At 70.8% G+C, this 16,502-nt stretch carries 11 protein-coding genes; 4 read left to right on the top strand and 7 right to left on the bottom strand.

The features are described 5' to 3' along the window. Positions 1 to 5: 5 nt before the first annotated feature. From OG306_RS09040 to OG306_RS09025, 4 genes are all read right to left on the bottom strand, one after another. Positions 6 to 935 carry a branched-chain amino acid ABC transporter permease gene (locus OG306_RS09040; protein ID WP_266745579.1) on the bottom strand — a complete coding sequence of 310 codons (930 nt, stop codon included), beginning with the start codon at positions 933 to 935 and terminating at the stop codon, positions 6 to 8. Positions 936 to 1,044: 109 nt separating this feature from the next. Then, complete coding sequence (locus OG306_RS09035; RefSeq protein WP_266752128.1) at positions 1,045 to 2,253, bottom strand: branched-chain amino acid ABC transporter substrate-binding protein; 1,209 nt, start codon at positions 2,251 to 2,253, stop codon at positions 1,045 to 1,047. Positions 2,254 to 2,901: 648 nt separating this feature from the next. Then, positions 2,902 to 3,372, bottom strand: coding sequence for a PaaI family thioesterase (locus OG306_RS09030; protein WP_266906979.1), 471 nt, complete (start codon positions 3,370 to 3,372; stop codon positions 2,902 to 2,904). 138 nt (positions 3,373 to 3,510) lie between these two features. Then, positions 3,511 to 5,802 (bottom strand): FdhF/YdeP family oxidoreductase, encoded by a 2,292-nt coding sequence (locus OG306_RS09025; RefSeq protein ID WP_266745577.1) that lies wholly within the window; start codon positions 5,800 to 5,802, stop codon positions 3,511 to 3,513. A 162-nt stretch (positions 5,803 to 5,964) separates the two neighbouring features. On the opposite strand from OG306_RS09025, the gene polA reads away from it, so the two are divergent. Further along, the gene (gene polA, locus OG306_RS09020; protein ID WP_266745576.1) at positions 5,965 to 8,676 is read left to right on the top strand and encodes a DNA polymerase I; all 2,712 of its coding nucleotides are present in this window, start codon (positions 5,965 to 5,967) and stop codon (positions 8,674 to 8,676) included. Between the two features lie 46 nt (positions 8,677 to 8,722). Here polA and OG306_RS09015 read toward each other — a convergent pair whose 3' ends face one another. Continuing rightward, a complete protein-coding gene (locus OG306_RS09015) occupies positions 8,723 to 9,559 on the bottom strand; it encodes a DUF4184 family protein (protein ID WP_266906983.1) in 837 nt (278 codons plus the stop codon). 186 nt (positions 9,560 to 9,745) lie between these two features. Between OG306_RS09015 and OG306_RS09010 the strand changes: the two genes are divergently transcribed. The 3 genes from OG306_RS09010 (at position 9,746) to OG306_RS09000 (ending at position 12,827) form a co-directional block, all read left to right on the top strand. Further along, the gene (locus OG306_RS09010) at positions 9,746 to 11,473 is read left to right on the top strand and encodes a lytic transglycosylase domain-containing protein (protein ID WP_266745574.1); all 1,728 of its coding nucleotides are present in this window, start codon (positions 9,746 to 9,748) and stop codon (positions 11,471 to 11,473) included. Positions 11,474 to 11,635: 162 nt separating this feature from the next. Further along, positions 11,636 to 11,776, top strand: coding sequence for an SPW_0924 family protein (locus OG306_RS09005; RefSeq protein ID WP_266745573.1), 141 nt, complete (start codon positions 11,636 to 11,638; stop codon positions 11,774 to 11,776). 40 nt (positions 11,777 to 11,816) lie between these two features. Beyond that, positions 11,817 to 12,827 (top strand): DUF3068 domain-containing protein, encoded by a 1,011-nt coding sequence (locus OG306_RS09000; RefSeq protein ID WP_266745572.1) that lies wholly within the window; start codon positions 11,817 to 11,819, stop codon positions 12,825 to 12,827. A 213-nt stretch (positions 12,828 to 13,040) separates the two neighbouring features. Here OG306_RS09000 and hrpB read toward each other — a convergent pair whose 3' ends face one another. Both hrpB and OG306_RS08990 read right to left on the bottom strand, forming a co-directional pair. Next, a complete protein-coding gene (gene hrpB / locus OG306_RS08995; protein WP_266752127.1) occupies positions 13,041 to 15,548 on the bottom strand; it encodes an ATP-dependent helicase HrpB in 2,508 nt (835 codons plus the stop codon). Positions 15,549 to 15,642: 94 nt separating this feature from the next. Continuing rightward, positions 15,643 to 16,455, bottom strand: coding sequence for a class I SAM-dependent methyltransferase (locus tag OG306_RS08990; protein ID WP_266745571.1), 813 nt, complete (start codon positions 16,453 to 16,455; stop codon positions 15,643 to 15,645). Between the last annotated feature and the right edge of the window lie 47 nt (positions 16,456 to 16,502).

Here is a 16,502-nt window from a genome sequence, read left to right as displayed (position 1 = left end):
CCGTATCACGCCCGATCCGCGACGCGTTCGCCGAGCAGGCCCTGGGGGCGGAGCAGCAGGACGATGATGAGGAGGACGAAGGCCCATACGTCCTTCCAGGCGCCGCCGCCGAAGAGTTCCATGCCGGGGACGTTGCTCATGTAGCCGGTGGCGAGGGATTCGGCGATGCCGAGTACGACGCCGCCGAGCATGGCGCCGTAGATGTTGCCGATGCCGCCGAGTACGGCTGCGGTGAAGGCTTTGAGGCCCATGATGAAGCCCATTTTGAAGCCGATCTGGCCGTTTTTGAGCCCGTAGGCGACGGCGGCGACGGCGGCGAACGCGGCACCGATGGCGAAGGCCATGACGATGATGCGGTCGGTGTTGATGCCCATGAGTTTTGCGGTGTCGGGGTCCTGGCTGGTGGCCTGCATGCCGCGGCCGGTGCGGGTCTTGGAGACGAAGAGTCCGAGGGCGAGCATGCAGATGGGTGCCGTGATGAGGACGAAGAGGTCACCGCGTTGGATGTGGGCGCCGAGGATGTCGATCGCTTCGCCCTTGAACTGGGGGAAGGATCGGTCCTTCTTGGCGTCGGGGTACCACTTCCAGATGGCCTGCTGGAGTGCGAGGGAGAGTCCGATCGCGGTGATGAGCGGTGCGAGTCGGGGGGCGCCTCGCAGGGGCCGGTAGGCGAAGCGTTCGGCGGCTGTGCTGACGGCGACGGAGCATATGACGCCGCCGATGATCATGAGTGGGATGATTGCGAGGAGGGAGACACCGGCCGGCATCCAGAGGTACACGGTGAGAGCTCCGAAGCCTCCGATCATGAAGATCTCGCCGTGGGCGAAGTTGATGAGCTGGATGATTCCGTAGACCATCGTGTAGCCGATCGCGATGAGACCGTACATCGCGCCGAGGATGAGTCCATTGGCCAGCTGTTGCGGCAGTTCGTTCACCGCAGGGCCTCCGTGGAGTGGTTCGGATATGGCACCGCGCGGGAGCGCTGGTAGCGCTCCCGCGCGGTCTGGTGTCAGTTCAGTGCGTGGCCGGGAGGGCCTGCGGGGGTCAGGGCTTGTAGGCCTCGCTGAGCTTGGAGGTCCACTTGCCGCCGTCGACCTGGTAGGCGGTCATCATGGTGTTGGTGGTGTCGCCGTATTCGTCGAAGGAGACGGGGCCGGTGACGCCGTCGAACTTGACCTTGCTCATGGCTTCGAGGACCTTGACGCGGGCGTTGTCGGGGAGCTTGCCGTTGTTGTCGGCGACGGCGATCTTGACGGCCTCGATGATGGACCAGGTGGCGTCGTAGGTGCCGCCGCCGTAGGCCTCGTAGGCGTCCTTGTATCCGGCCGTCTTGTAGTCCGCGATGAACTTCTTGGCGGAGTCGAGTTCCTCGACGGGCTTGCCGACGGAGGTGGCGATGTCGCCCTGGGCCTTCTTGTTGAGCTTGATGAAGTCGGCGCTGTACATGCCGTCGCCGCCCATGAGGGGGATCTTGACGCTGTCCTTGAGCTGCTGGCTCAGGGGTGCGCCGGCGGGGTACTCGCCGCCGTAGTAGACGGCTTTGGCGCCGGACTTCTTGACCTTGGTGACGACGGCGTTGAAGTCGCGGTCGTCGGGGTTGACGTGGTCGGAGCCGACGATCTTGCCGCCGAGGGTGGTGAAGGTCGCCTTGAAGGAGGCGGCGAGACCGGCGCCGTAGGGCTTCTGGTCGTCGATGAGGTAGACCTGCTTGATCTTCGCGTCGTTGAAGAGGTACTTCGCTGCGAAGGCGCCCTGGATCTGGTCCGTGGTGGCGGTGCGGAAGTAGGTCTTGTAGGGGCGCTTCTTGTCGCCGGTCTTCCAGTTCTCGCCCTGGGTGAGTTCGGTGCCCGTGTTGGCGGGGGAGACCTGGGTGAGGGAGGCGTCGTTGAGCGGCTTCTGCATCGACTGGGAGACGCCGGAGTTCAGCGGGCCGACGACGCCGACGACGGTGTCGTCGTCGATGAACTTCTGGGCGTTCTGCTGGCCGACGGAGGGCTGTGCCTGGTCGTCGAGCGGCTTGACCACGAACTTGATGCCGGGGACGGTCTTTTCCTTGTTCGCCGTCTTGGCGGCGAGGTCCGCGGAGTTCTTGATGCCGAGGCCGAGGGCGGACAGGTCGCCCGTGATGGGCGCGTCGACGCCGATGACGACGGTCTGGGTGTCGCCGCTGCTGCTCTTGTTGCTGTCGTCGCGCGACCCGCAGGCGGTGAGTGTCAGTGCTCCGGTGGTGAGCACTGTGGTGAGGATGAGCAAAGAACGGTGTCGCACGAAAGGTCCTTTCCCTGGCGCGGCCTCCTCTGCTTGAGGTGCCGTGTCGTTCGCCGGGCCGTACTGGTTGGTACAGGGCCGTGCTGCAGACGCGCCCGGCGGCGCGGTGACTGGCGGTGACTCTAGGCGCAGGTGTGGGGGTCAGGGATGGGTCCGCCGCAGGATGTGACTGTCTTGTTATGCCCTTGAGCAAGGCTTGAGGTGGCTGTGCCGACATGTACGGTTTTTTGCCGGTCGGGTGGAGTGACCGGATGGTGAGAACGCGCAGCTCTGCTAAGGGGCTTGGGTGGATCTTGCTGCTGTCGCGCGGTGGGGGCGGGGAGGGGTCCGTGTGGGCGCGACGAGGTGCCCGGCGGCGGTGGGGCCGGGTTCGGGGTGTTGCGTGGGACTGTTTGCACATGGTGCGTTTGTTACACAGTGTTACATTCGGGTCGGTGTGGTCGACGCGGTGTGGTGTGCGGGGAGTGCCGAGTGGGCCATACAACGGAGTGCGCGGTCAAGGGTGTTGGCCAGCTGGGTTGTTCAACTGTGGTGTGTGCGTGGGCGGTTGTGGGCAGAAATGGCTCTGCCCGGCCGGATGGTGGTCCGGCCGGGCAGTGGTGCGGTGCGGGTGGTGCGGTGTGTTCCGGTCGGTCAGGCGGCGTCGGGCCGGGGTGCGTCGCGGAGCAGGCAGGTGAGTCGGGCGGTGCAGACCCGCTTGTCGTGTTCGTCGGTGATGACGATCTCGTAGGTGGCGGTGGAGCGGCCGCGGTGTACGGGGGTGGCGACGCCGGTGACGAGGCCGCTTCGTACCCCTCGGTGATGGGTGCAGTTCAGGTCGACGCCGACGGCGAGCTTGGTGGCGCCGCCGTGGAGCATGGAGCCGATCGAGCCGAGGGTCTCGGCGAGGACGGCTGAGGCGCCGCCGTGGAGCAGTCCGTAGGGCTGGGTGTTTCCCTCGACGGGCATGGTGCCGACGACGCGGTCCGCGGAGGCTTCGGCGATCGTGACGCCCATGCGCTCGCCGAGGTGGCCGGCGGAGAAGAGGGCGGGCAGGTCGACGCCGAGTGCGGCGTACTCGTCGATGATCTCCTGGGGGAACTTGGGTGTGGTGTGCTCGCCCATGGGGTCCGGCTCCGATCGTCTGCGGTGGTTCACCGTCTTGTTGCTGTATGCATTGTTCTTATCAGACGACTGAGCGAACGCTTAGGGCCTGTCCGGCCCTGATCCGCGGGGCAGGCCCTGGTGGGTTGTGGGTACGGATCATTCCTGGCCGGCCGGCCCCTGGACGTTCTCGAAGCGCACGACGACGGACTTGCTGGCGGGGGTGTTGCTGGTGTCGGCCGTGGAGCCGAGGGGGACCAGCACGTTGGTCTCCGGGTAGTAGGCGGCGGCGCAGCCCCGGGCTGTCGGGTAGTGCACGACGCGGAAGCCGGGGGCGCGGCGTTCGACGCCGTCCTTCCACTCACTGACCAGGTCGGTGCAGGTGCCGTCGGCCAGGCCGAGTGCGTGGGCATCTTCGGGGTTGACCAGGACGATCCGGCGGCCGCCCTTGATGCCGCGGTAGCGGTCGTCGAGGCCGTAGATGGTGGTGTTGTACTGGTCGTGGGAGCGCAGGGTCTGCAACAGCAGCCTGCCTTCGGGGAGTTCGGGGTACTCGACGGGTGCGGCGGTGAAGTTGGCCCTGCCGGTCGTGGTGGGGAAGCGGCGTTCGTCGCGGGGGCCGTGGGGGAGGGTGAAGCCGCCGGGCCGGGCGACGCGGGCGTTGTAGTTCTCGAAGCCGGGGACGACGCGGGAGATGCGGTCGCGGATCGTCGCGTAGTCCTTCTCGAACTCCTCCCAGGGGGTGGTCGATCCGGGGCCGAGGACGGCGCGGGCGAGGCGGGCGACGATGGCGGGCTCGGAGAGCAGATGGGGGCCGGCCGGAGTGAGGTTGCCGCGCGAGGCGTGGACCATGCTCATGGAGTCCTCGACGGTGACGAACTGCTTGCCGCTCGCCTGGACGTCCTTGTCGGTACGGCCCAGTGTCGGCAGGATCAGCGCGCGGGTGCCGGTCACGGCGTGCGAGCGGTTGAGCTTGGTGGAGACGTGGACGGTGAGGCGGGCGCGGCGCATCGCGGCCTCGGTGACGCCGGTGTCGGGGGTGGCCGCGACGAAGTTTCCGCCCATGGCGAAGAAGACCTTGGCGTCGCCGTCGCGCAGGGCCTCGATGGAGCGGACGACGTCGTAGCCGTGGTGGCGCGGCGAGGTGATCCCGAATTCCTTGTCGAGGGCGTCGAGGAAGGCGGGGGAGGGGCGCTCGAAGATGCCCATGGTGCGGTCGCCCTGGACGTTGGAGTGGCCGCGGACGGGGCAGACTCCGGCGCCGGGGCGGCCGATGTTGCCGCGCAGCAGGAGGAAGTTGACCACTTCGCGGATGGTCGGCACGGAGTGCTTGTGCTGGGTGAGGCCCATGGCCCAGCACACGATGGTGCGCTGGGAGGCGAGGACCATCGCGAGGGCCTCTTCGATGGCGCCGCGGTCGAGGCCGGTGGCGGCGAGGGTCTGCTTCCAGTCGGCTTCGCGGGCCGCGGTCGCGAACTCCTCGTAGCCGTGGGTGTGTTCTCGTACGAAGTCTTCGTCGACGGCGCCCTCGGTCTCCAGGATCATTTTGTTGAGGAGTCGGAAGAGGGCCTGGTCGCCGCCGATACGGATCTGCAGGAAGAGATCGTTGAGCGCGGCGCCCCTGACCATGCCGAGCGGGGTCTGCGGGTTCTTGAACCGCTCCAGGCCGGCCTCGGGCAGCGGATTCACCGAAATGATCTTCGCGCCCGCCGACTTGGCCTTCTCCAGGGCGGAGAGCATCCGGGGGTGGTTCGTGCCGGGGTTCTGTCCGGCGACGATGATCAGGTCGGCCTGGTGGAGGTCTTCCAGGGAGACGCTGCCCTTGCCGATGCCGATGGTCTCCACGAGGGCCGAGCCGGAGGACTCGTGGCACATGTTGGAGCAGTCGGGGAGGTTGTTGGTGCCGAATTCGCGGGCGAACAGCTGGAGCAGGAACGCCGCCTCGTTGCTGGTGCGCCCGGAGGTGTAGAAGAGGGCCTCGTCGGGGGAGTCGAGCGCGCCCAGCTCCTCGGCGATGATGCCGAAGGCGCGCTCCCAGGTCACCGTCTCGTACCGCTCGGCGCCCTCGGGGAGGTACATGGGCTGGGTGATCCGGCCCTGCTGGCCCAGCCAGTACCCGCTGCGCGAGGCGAGATCGGCGACCGGGTGCGCGGCGAAGAAGTCGGGGGTGACACGGCGCAGCGTCGCCTCCTCGGCGACGGCCTTGGCGCCGTTCTCGCAGAATTCCGCGGTGTGCCGCTTGTCGCCCTCGGGCCAGGCGCAGCCCGGGCAGTCGAAGCCGTTCTTCTGGTTGACCTTGAGGAGGGTCTGCGCGGTGCGCCGCAGGCCCATCTGCTGCTGGGCGATGAGCAGGCTGTGGGCCACGGCCGGCAGTCCGGCGGCGGCGTGCTGCGCGGGTTCGACCTGCGGTGCGTCCTGGACCGGGTCACCTGTGGGCGGCTTCGTGGCCATGGTGCGCTCCTCTTCGAGGCGGTGCCGATGCGCGTGCGCGCGGTGCGCTTACGTATCGGTGCGGTACGTGTTCCTCGCGCGATCCTGCCACGCGGCCGGGGCGGAGGGTCCGGGAGTCATGTGCGGTCGGGATTGTCAGTGGTCCGTGGCAGGATCGGGGGCGTGGCTGAGACGGCATCGAAGAAGACGGCAGACAACCGACCGCGCCTGCTCCTGATGGACGGGCACTCCCTGGCGTACCGGGCGTTCTTTGCGCTGCCTGCGGAGAATTTCACGACAGGGTCGGGGCAGCCGACGAACGCGGTGTACGGCTTCGCCTCGATGCTGGCGAACACACTGCGTGACGAGGCGCCGACGCATTTCGCGGTGGCGTTCGACGTCTCGCGCAAGACCTGGCGCTCGGAGGAGTTCCCGGAGTACAAGGCGAACCGCTCGAAGACGCCGGACGAGTTCAAGGGCCAGGTGGAGCTGATCGGCGAGCTGCTCGACGCGATGCACGCCGACCGTTTCGCGATCGACGGTTTCGAGGCCGACGACGTCATCGCCACGCTGGCCACGCAGGCCGAGGCGGCCGGTTTCGAGGTGCTGATCGTCACCGGTGACCGGGATTCGTTCCAGCTGATCACGGACAACGTCACCGTGCTGTATCCGACGAAGGGCGTCTCGGAGCTGACGCGCTTCACCCCGGCGAAGGTCGAGGAGAAGTACGGGCTCACGCCGCGGCAGTACCCGGACTTCGCGGCGCTGCGCGGTGACCCGTCGGACAACCTTCCGGGCATCCCCGGCGTCGGTGAGAAGACCGCCGCGAAGTGGATCAACCAGTTCGGTTCGTTCGACGAGCTGGTGGAGCGCGCGGAGGAGGTCAAGGGCAAGGCCGGTCAGAATTTCCGGGATCACCTGGACGCGGTGCGGCTGAACCGCAGGCTGACCGAGATGGTCCGCGACGTGGAGCTGCCGAAGACCCCGCAGGACCTGGAGCGCGCACCGTACGACCGCACCGCGGTGACCGGTGTGCTCGACGTCCTGGAGATCCGTAACCCGAGCCTGCGCGAGCGGCTGCTGGCCGTCGACCCGGGCGCGGCCGAGGACGAGACCCCGGCGCCCGCCGCGGGCATCGAGCTGGACGGCGCGGTGCTGGGCGCGGGCGAGCTGGCGCCGTGGCTCGCCGAGCACGGCGGGCAGCCGCTCGGCGTCGCCACCGTCGACACGTGGGCGCTGGGCACGGGCACGGTCACCGAGATCGCGCTCGCCGCGGCCGGCGGGGCGGCGGCCTGGTTCGACCCCGCGGAGCTCGACGAGGGCGACGAGCAGGCGTTCGCCGCCTGGATCGCCGACGCGGAGCGGCCGAAGGTCATGCACAACGCGAAGAGCGCCATGCGGGTCTTCCCGGAGCACGGCTGGCAGGTCGACGGCGTCACGATGGACACCGCGCTGGCCGCCTATCTGGTCAAGCCGGGCCGCCGTTCCTTCGCGCTGGACGCACTGGCGGTGGAGTACCTGGGCCGGGAGCTGGCCCCCGCGGCGGCGTCCGACGGGCAGCTGGCCTTCGGCGCGGACGACCAGGCCGAGGCCGACGCCCTGATGACGCAGGCCCGCGCGGTCCTGGACCTGGGGGACGCCTTCACCGCCCGGCTCGCCGAGGTCGGCGCGACCGAGCTGCTGCATGACATGGAGCTGCCGACGTCCGTCCTGCTGGCCCGCCTGGAGCGGCATGGCATCGCCGCGGACCGGGCCCATCTGGAAGGCATGGAGCAGCAGTTCGCCGGTGCGGTGCAGCAGGCGGTGAAGGAGGCGCACGCCGCGGTCGGCCGCGAGTTCAACCTCGGTTCGCCCAAGCAGCTCCAGGAAGTCCTCTTCGGCGAGCTGGGCCTGCCCAAGACGAAGAAGACGAAGACCGGATACACGACGGACGCCGACGCCCTGGCCTGGCTCGCCGCCCAGACCGAGCACGAGCTGCCGGTCATCATGCTGCGCCACCGCGAACAGGCGAAGCTGCGGGTCACCGTCGAGGGCCTGATCAAGACGATCGCGGCCGACGGCCGTATCCACACCACGTTCAACCAGACGGTGGCGGCGACCGGCCGGCTCTCCTCCACCGACCCCAACCTGCAGAACATCCCGGTCCGTACGGACGAGGGCCGGGCCATCCGCCGGGGCTTCGTCGTCGGTGAAGGCTTCGAAACGCTGATGACGGCCGACTACAGCCAGATCGAACTGCGGGTGATGGCCCACCTCTCCGAGGACGCCGGCCTCATCGAGGCGTTCACCTCCGGCGAGGACCTGCACACGACGGTCGCCTCGCAGGTCTTCGGCGTCGACAAGTCGGCCGTCGACCCGGAGATGCGCCGCAAGATCAAGGCCATGAGCTACGGACTTGCGTACGGGCTCTCCGCGTTCGGCCTCTCCCAGCAGCTGAGCATCGAGGCGGGCGAGGCGCGCGGCCTGATGGACACCTACTTCGAGCGGTTCGGCGGAGTGCGTGACTATCTGCACCGTGTGGTGGAGGAGGCCAGGGCCACCGGCTACACGGAGACGGTCTTCGGCCGCCGCCGCTACCTCCCCGACCTCAACAGCGACAACCGCCAGCGCCGTGAGATGGCCGAGCGGATGGCGCTCAACGCACCGATCCAGGGCACGGCGGCGGACATCGTCAAGGTCGCCATGCTCCATGTCGACCGGGCGCTGACCGAGGCGAAGCTGAAGTCCCGGATGCTGCTCCAGGTCCACGACGAAATCGTGCTGGAGATCGCCGAGGGCGAGCGCGTGCGGGTGGAGGAGATCCTCCGCCACGAGATGTCCACGGCCGTGCAGTTGCGCGCCCCGCTCGATGTCTCGGTCGGTGTCGGCACGGACTGGGAGTCCGCGGCGCACTGACCCGGCGGCGCCGGACGGGCCCGGTTTTTTCGGGGACTCCCGGGAATCAGGCCCGTCCGGCGACCGGGGGCACGGACGCACGCGGTCGCCGCAGCCGCATCCACGCCCCGTACAGCACCAGGCCCACCGCCGCCCCCGCCCCGGCGCCGAAGCAGGCGGTCGGGATGATGTCCAGCGGGGTGTCGATGTGCCCGATGTACGCGTACCAGCGCGCGCACCGGTGTACGACACCGAGCAGTACGCACACGCTCAGCAGCGCCGCCACCGACCACCGGCCCCGATGGCTCAGCACGGGCACGGACGGCGGGGCCGGGCACGCCCCCGTCCGCTGCAGCCCCGACGCCGTGAACCGGGCGAGCACGGCCAGTGCCACGGCCGAACTGCCGTACTGCACCAGCTGGAACACGGGATGTCCCGCCACGCTCCCGTCGAGCACCGGCACCAGCCGCACACCCCACCGGTCGTGATGGGTGAAGGCGTCCCAGACGACATGGGTGGCCGCCCCGATGACCGCCGACAGCGCGAACCACCCACCGTCCCGGACACCCCACGCCCCCCGCCCGGGTGCGCGCCGGCCCCGTACGAACGTGTGCACCCGGCCCTGCCAGGCCCCAGGCAGCAGCGCCACCAACGGTTCGCGCAGCAGCAGCCACAGCGCCACCACGACCCCGGTGATCAGCACATCGACCGTGCACACGCCCCACACCGAATGGGTGACCTGCCCGAACTCCATGGCTCCAGGGATCGCGGTATCCGCGTAGTACGTCATGTCGGGCGCGAACGAGCCCGCGACGAGGGCCGAGGCGAGGAGCGGGCCACGCGCCGTTCCGTTGCGCCGCATCCCCGGGAGCACGGCGGCGGCATGACTGAGGGTGAACGGCATGGCGGCAAGTATGCGCGAGCCCCCGTCGCCCGCCCGGCGACGGCCGTACAACTTGCTGTCGAGAACGTGAAATACAGGCAAGATCCGGTCATTGCACGGTGTTCCGGCGGCACAAGTTGCCGTAGGGTCGCCTGAGTCCAGGCGCTGGGGAGCGCGGACAGTCGTCGATGGGGAGGGGCCAGAGGTATGGCAGCGCAGTTCGGTCGTCGGCTTCGCAAGGGGGCGACCACCACCGCCGTGGCCGCCGTCGCCGTTGCGGCACTCTCCGCCTCCGGCGCCCCCGGCACACCGCTGGTCTCCGGCAGTGGCGACCCGCAGTCCACCGGAACGACACCTCCGCCCGACGACGGCGCGGCCACCGGCAACTCGCCGTACTACACGGAACTGCCCCCGCTGATCACGCCCGACAAGCCGGGAACGTCCACGAATCTGCCCGTCACCGGCAGCGCGGAATCCGGCATCCCGGCGTCGATCCTGGCCGCGTACAAGAAGGCCGAGCAGAGCCTCGCGAGCAGCGACGCCGCCTGCCGGCTGCCGTGGCAGCTGCTCGCCGCGATCGGCAAGGTCGAGTCCGGCCATGCGCGCGGCGGCCGGGTCGACGCGAACGGCACCACGTTCTCCCCGATCCTCGGCCCGGTCCTCGACGGCCGGGGTTTCGCCCTGATCAAGGACACCGACAACGGGGCGTACGACGGGGACGCGACGCACGACCGCGCCGTCGGCCCGATGCAGTTCATCCCGTCCACCTGGGCGACCTGGGGCCAGGACGGCAACGGTGACGGCCGCAAGGACCCCAACAACATCTACGACGCGGCGCTCGCCGCCGGACACTACCTCTGCGCCGGCTCCCGAGATCTGTCCATCGCCACGGATCTCGACCGGGCGGTCCTGAGCTACAACCACTCGGACGCCTACCTCCGTACGGTCCGCTCCTGGTTCGAGTACTACAAGCGCGGCACCCACGAGATCCCCGACGGCACCGGCGTGGTCCCGCCCGGCCTCGGCGGTACGGACGCGAGGCCCGGCAGCCCGAGTCCCTCCCCCTCGCCGTCCGGATCCGCCGAGCCCGGGCCGAAGCCGAGCCCGGCCCCCTCGAAGCCGGGCGGCGGCACCACGACCGGCCCGACCCCCGAACCCACCCCCACCCCCACCCCCACCCCCACGCCGTCCCAGACCCTCGCGGGCGTGGAGAACGCCGGCACCGGCACGCTGACCGCCACCGCGGGCGACACGTTCGCCGAGCGGATCAAGGTGCGGGCCAGGAACAGCCTCGGCGGCCCGCTCGCCAGGGTGTCCGTGACCTTCACCATCGCCGGTGACACGGACGCCGCCTTCGACGGCGGGAAGAAGGCGGTCACCCTCCTCACCACGGCCGACGGCACGGTCACCGCCCCGGTGCTGAAGGCGGGCGAGAGGACGGGGAAGTTCACGGTGCGGGCCATCGCCACCGGCCGCTCCCTGCCCCCCGTCACCTACGGCGCGACCGTCACCGCCCGTCGGGCCGACGCGATCGCCAGGACCGACGACAAGGCCCTGACCGCCGCGCCCGGCGCCGAGTTCGCCGACACCGTCGAGGTCAAGGCCACCTACAAGGACGCGGTCGCCGACGGTGTCGCCGTCACCGCCACCATGATCACCGACGCGGCGGAGCCCGCCGAGAACGACAAGGGCCCGTACTTCAAGGACGCGGACGGCAAGACGGTCCGCACCCTCACGAATCTGAGGACCGGCGCCGACGGCACCCTGAAGCTCCCGAAGATCTACGCCGACGGCACCGCGGGCACCTACAAGCTGCGCCTCACCACCGAGGGCGGCGCCGTAATCGTCATCGAGCTGGAGGTCGAGGCCCCGCCGGCCCCGGAGACATCACCGGCCCCGGATGCATCGCAGAGCCCGGAGCCCCCCGCCGCCTGATCAGCCCGCCCGCACGTCCCGGCAGCCCCTCCGCCACCACCCGGCAGAGGGGCTGTTCCACGTCTTCTGATCCCGCGCCCGGTGTTCTCATCTCGCGCCCACGTTGCTACGGTGCCCCAACCCTGACGACCCATCAGATATGTGCTCTCCGGGAGGACCGGCATGCGTGCCCTCGTCGCCGCCGCCATCGGGCTGGCCGCAGCCCTCGCGCTCGTCTTCACCATCAGCGCGATCGGCGCCCCGCCCGGAGAAACCTCGCCCAAACCTCTGCTGACCACCGTCCCGGGCCCCAAGAACCAGTAACCGGAAGAAGCAACAGAAGCTGAGGGAGGGCACCACCACCATGCGCCGCCGAGCCAGCCTCGTACTCCTGGCCTTCGCCGTCTTCTTCGCCGCCATGTCGCCCCTGATGCGCTGGTACGCCTTCCCCAGGCTCGCGAAGATCCCGCCCAGTCAGTACCAGGAGACGGTGCTGGAGGCGAAGCCCGCCACCCTCCTCGACTACAACGACAACATGAAGGTCAAACGGGTCCCCAAGGTCACCATCGTGCAGACCCTCAAAGGCAACGTGGAGGAGTCCGAGAAGATCGAGCGCAGCGCCGGCCGCGACGTCGTCGTCTGGGACGCCCTCAGCTACGTGGTCGGCCCGGACGGCAAGATGGTCTCCGAGATCCCCGAGCGCTACATCTTCGACGCGCACAGCCAGGCCCCCGTCCACGCCACCGGGGAATCCGTCGACGGCGACCCGGTCAGGCGCGAGGGCATCGAGTTCAAGTGGCCCTTCCTCACCGAGAAGCGCGACTACGCATACTTCGACGCGCAGGCCCGCACCAGCTCGCCCATCCACTACAAGGGCACCCGCGCCTTCCACGGCATGGACGTCTACTACTTCGAGCAGACCATCCCGTGGACCAAGGTCCCGATGCCGAAGAAGATGCCCATCAAGGGCGTCACCCCGGAACAGATCGCCAAGACGGGCATGACCCGCTGGTACACCACCAAGCGGATGTTCTGGGTGGACCCGGTCACCGGAGCGCCCGTCAACGGCGAGGAGATCCACAAGGAGGAGCTGCGCAACGCCAAGGCGATGGGCCTGCCCCAGGACACCGTCACCGTGTTCGCCGGGCACGTGAAGATGCGCGCGGACTACGTCGATTCGATCGTCGCCCTGGTCAAGTCCCAGCGCATGCTGGTCCTGCTGCTCACCTCGTACCTGCCCTGGGGCTTCCTCGCCCTCGGCACGGTCCTGCTCGCGCTCGCCCTGTGGCTGGAGGCACGCTCCCGTCGCCCGGACGGCGAACTGCCCGACGGCACGACGGCACCCACCCCCGACCCGCAACCTGCACCCGCCTGAGCCGGGCCGCAGAGGGCCCGGCGGCAGGCTTCGCGGCGTCGCGGGGCTGGGGCACGCACCTCGCGGCGTTGTCGTCAATCACCAACGCTCCTTCCCCAAGCTCTCGACTGCGCTCGAGCAGGGGAGACCCCATCTGACTCAATCCTCCGCCCTGCGATGCACGCACCCCAGCCCCGCTCCTTCACCCGCGCTGCCTACCACCGGGCCCTCTTCCTACTCCCGCCTGAGCCGCGCCTTCGTGAACCGGGTCGCCTCCACCGTCGTGGGGTCCTCCGGCCACGGATGCTTCGGATACCGGCCGCGCAGCTCCGCCCGCACAGCCCGGTAGCCCTCCCGCCAGAACGACGCCAGGTCCGCGGTGACCGCCGCGGGACGGCCGGCGGGGGAGAGGAGATGGACCAGGACCGGCACCCCGGCCACCCGCGGCGTCTCCCGCAGGCCGAACAGCTCCTGGAGCTTCACCGCGAGTACGGGCTGCGCCCCGCCGTACTCCACCCTGATACGGGAACCGCTCGGCACCTCGATCCGCTCCGGCGCCAGCTCGTCCAGCCGGGCCGCCTCGCCGGTCGCCCACGGCAGCAGCCGCCGCAGCGCCTGCCCCGCATCGATCCGCGCCAGGTCGCAACGGCGCCGGGCCCGCGACAGCTCGGGCTCCAGCCACTCCCCGGCACGGTCCAGCAGCGCACCGTCCGACACCTCCGGCCAGGGCTCCCCCAGCTCCCGGTGCAGAAAGGCGAGCCGCTCGCGCAACTGCCCGGTGTCCCGCGTCCAGCGCAGCAGCCCGAGCCCCTCGCGCCGCAGACCCTCGACCAGCGCCTCGCGCACCAGCTCCGGCGCCGGCTGCTTCAGCGGGCGCGCCGACAGCTCGACGGCACCCAGCCGCTCCACCCGGCGGGCCACCACATCGCCGCCTGCCCAGTGGACCTCCTCGCCCGCGAAGCGCAGCTGCCCGGCGGCCGCCCGCGCCGTGCCCTCGTCGACGACGGCGGCGAGCCGCACCCGCGCGGACGCGGCATGGGCGGGCCGGTCGGCGACCGCGACCGCCAGCCACGGCGCGCTGCGCAGCCCCGACCCGTCCCGCAGTTCCGCCCCCGTCCCCGACACCATCAGGAACGACCCCTCGCCCCGCGCCCGCGCCACCCGCTCCGGGAACGCCAGCGCGGCCACCAGACCGACGGCGGCGTCGTCCGGACCGGAACCCCCACCCACGTCCTCGACCGACGACGACAGCCGCCGAACCTCCTGCCGCCACCGCGCCGCATACCCGTCCCGGCCCCGCCGGGCGGTACGCAGCGCCACCGCCAGATCGTCGCCGTACTCCCGCGGCGGCTCCTCGCTCAGCAGCGCCACCACCTCGGCCGCCCGCCGCCCGCCCACCTCGGCGGCGCCGTCGAGCAGGGCCCGCGCCAGCCGCGGATGCAGGCCCAGCCGGGACAGCCGCACACCCCGGTCGGTGACCCGCCCCGCTGTGTCCACCGCGCCGACCGCCGTCAGCACCTCGCGCGCCGCGCCCATCGCGCCCGCGGGCGGCGGATCGAGCAGCGCCAGCCGCGATGCGTCCGGATCGCCCCAGCAGGCCGCCTGCAACGCGAACGCCGCCAGATCCGCGACCTTGATCTCCGGGGACGGGAACCGCGCCAGCCGCCCGTCCTCCGCCTGCTCCCAGCACCGGTACACCGTCCCCGGCGCCTCACGCCCGGCCCGCCCCGCCCGCTGCCTGCCCGCCGCCTGCGAGGCCCGTACGGTCGTCAGCGCGCTCAGCCCCCGCGCGTGATCGGTGCGCGGCTCCCTGGCCAGCCCCGAGTCGACCACGACCCGCACCCCGGGCACCGTCAGGGACGACTCCGCCACCGACGTCGCCAGCACCACCCGCCGCCCGTCGGACGACCCGGCCAGCACCGCGTCCTGCACCGCCGCCGGAGCCCGCCCGTGCACCTGGAGCACCTCGGCCGCCACCCCCGCCAGCTGCCCCGCCACCCGGCCGATCTCGCCGACACCGGGCAGGAAACACAGCACGTCGCCGTCCCGCTCGGCGAGCGCCCGGCGCACCGTCGCCGCGACATGCGTCAACAGCGCCGGATCGACCCGCATCCCGTGCGGCGGCCGCACCGGCCCGGCGGGCGGCGCCCACACCACCTCCACCGGATGCGAAACACCCTGCGCCTCCACCACGGGGGCGTCACCCAGCAGCCGCGCCCAGCCCTGCGCGTCCGTCGTCGCGGACGCGGCGACCAACCGCAGATCGGGCCGGATCGCCTCCCGCACGTCAAGGAGGAACGCGGCGACCGTGTCCGCGTCCAGATGCCGCTCATGGCACTCGTCGATGATCACCGCATCGACCCCGGCCAGCTCCTGGTCGCGCTGCAGCCGCTGGAGCAGCACCCCGGTGGTCACCACCTCCACCACCGTGTCGGGCCCCACCACCCGCTCTCCGCGGACCGTGAACCCCACCCGCCCGCCGGCCTGCTCCCCGACGAGCCACGCCATCCGCCGCGCCGCCGCCCGCGCCGCGATCCGCCGCGGCTCGGCGACCACCACCCTGCGCACCGGGCCGCCCCCGGCCGGACCGGCCAGGCCGGCCAGGACCAGGGGTACGAGGGTGGTCTTGCCGGTGCCGGGCGGTGCGCACAGCACCGCGACACCGCGGTCGTCCAGCGCCCGCTCCAGGGCGGGCACAGCGGTGCGTACGGGCAACTGGTCCAGGGCGTCGGTACGGATCACGCCCCCAGTCTCGTACGACACGCCTCCGCTCCCGTACCCCGAGGCCGGTCCCGGGCCGCGAGACCGTTTTCCGGCCCCGGGACGGCCCCCGGCGTCAGTCCCGTACGCAGACGAAGATCGCCGTGCCCGGGATCAGATTCCCGCGCAGCGGGGACCAGCCGCCCCACTCCTGGTGGTTCCAGGCGGGCCACTCCGGTTCGACGAGATCGACGAGCCGGAATCCGCCGGCCACCACGTCCCGCACCCGGTCGCCCAGCGTCCGGTGGTGCTCGACGTAGACCGCGTCGCCCCGCTCGTCCTGCTCGACGTAGGGGGTGCGGTCGAAGTACGAGGCGGCGACCGAGAGACCCTCGGGCCCCGGCTCGTCCGGGAACGCCCAGCGGACCGGATGCGTCACCGAGAAGACCCAGCGGCCCCCGGGACGCAGTACCCGGTGCACCTCGCGGAACACCTGCACGGGGTCGGCGACGAACGGCACGGCGCCGTAGGCGGAGCACGCCAGGTCGAAGGAGGAGTCCTGGAACGGCAGCGCCCCCGCGTCCGCCTCCACCAGCGGGACCTCGTCGCCGATCCGCAGGGCGTGCTGCAACTGTCGGTGCGAGAGGTCCAGGGCCACCGGACGGGCCCCCTGGGCGGCGAGCCAGCGCGAGCACTGCGCGGCGCCCGCACCGATCTCCAGGACGTCCAGGCCCTTCAGCGACCCGGCGGGGCCGAGCAGAGCGGCCTCGGCCTCGTCGAGCCCCTCCGGACCCCAGACGAAACGGTCGTCGCCGAGAAAGGAGCCGTGGTCGCTCTGGTACTCGTCGGCGTTCCGGTCCCACCAGCCGCGACTGGCCCGGCTGCTCTCGGCCTGCGACGCGCTGCGGCGTGTCGCTTCGGGCTCGGCCGGGTGGATCTCTTGGCTCATCGTTTCCGTCGTTGTAGTTTGCCTTCACCCCGCCGCACGCGGTACGT

Origin of the sequence: Streptomyces sp. NBC_01241 (assembly GCF_041435435.1) — a bacterium.
Classification (GTDB): Bacteria; Actinomycetota; Actinomycetes; order Streptomycetales; family Streptomycetaceae; genus Streptomyces.
Note: the sequence above shows the minus strand (reverse complement) of the source record. Positions and strands in the feature narration are given on the sequence as shown.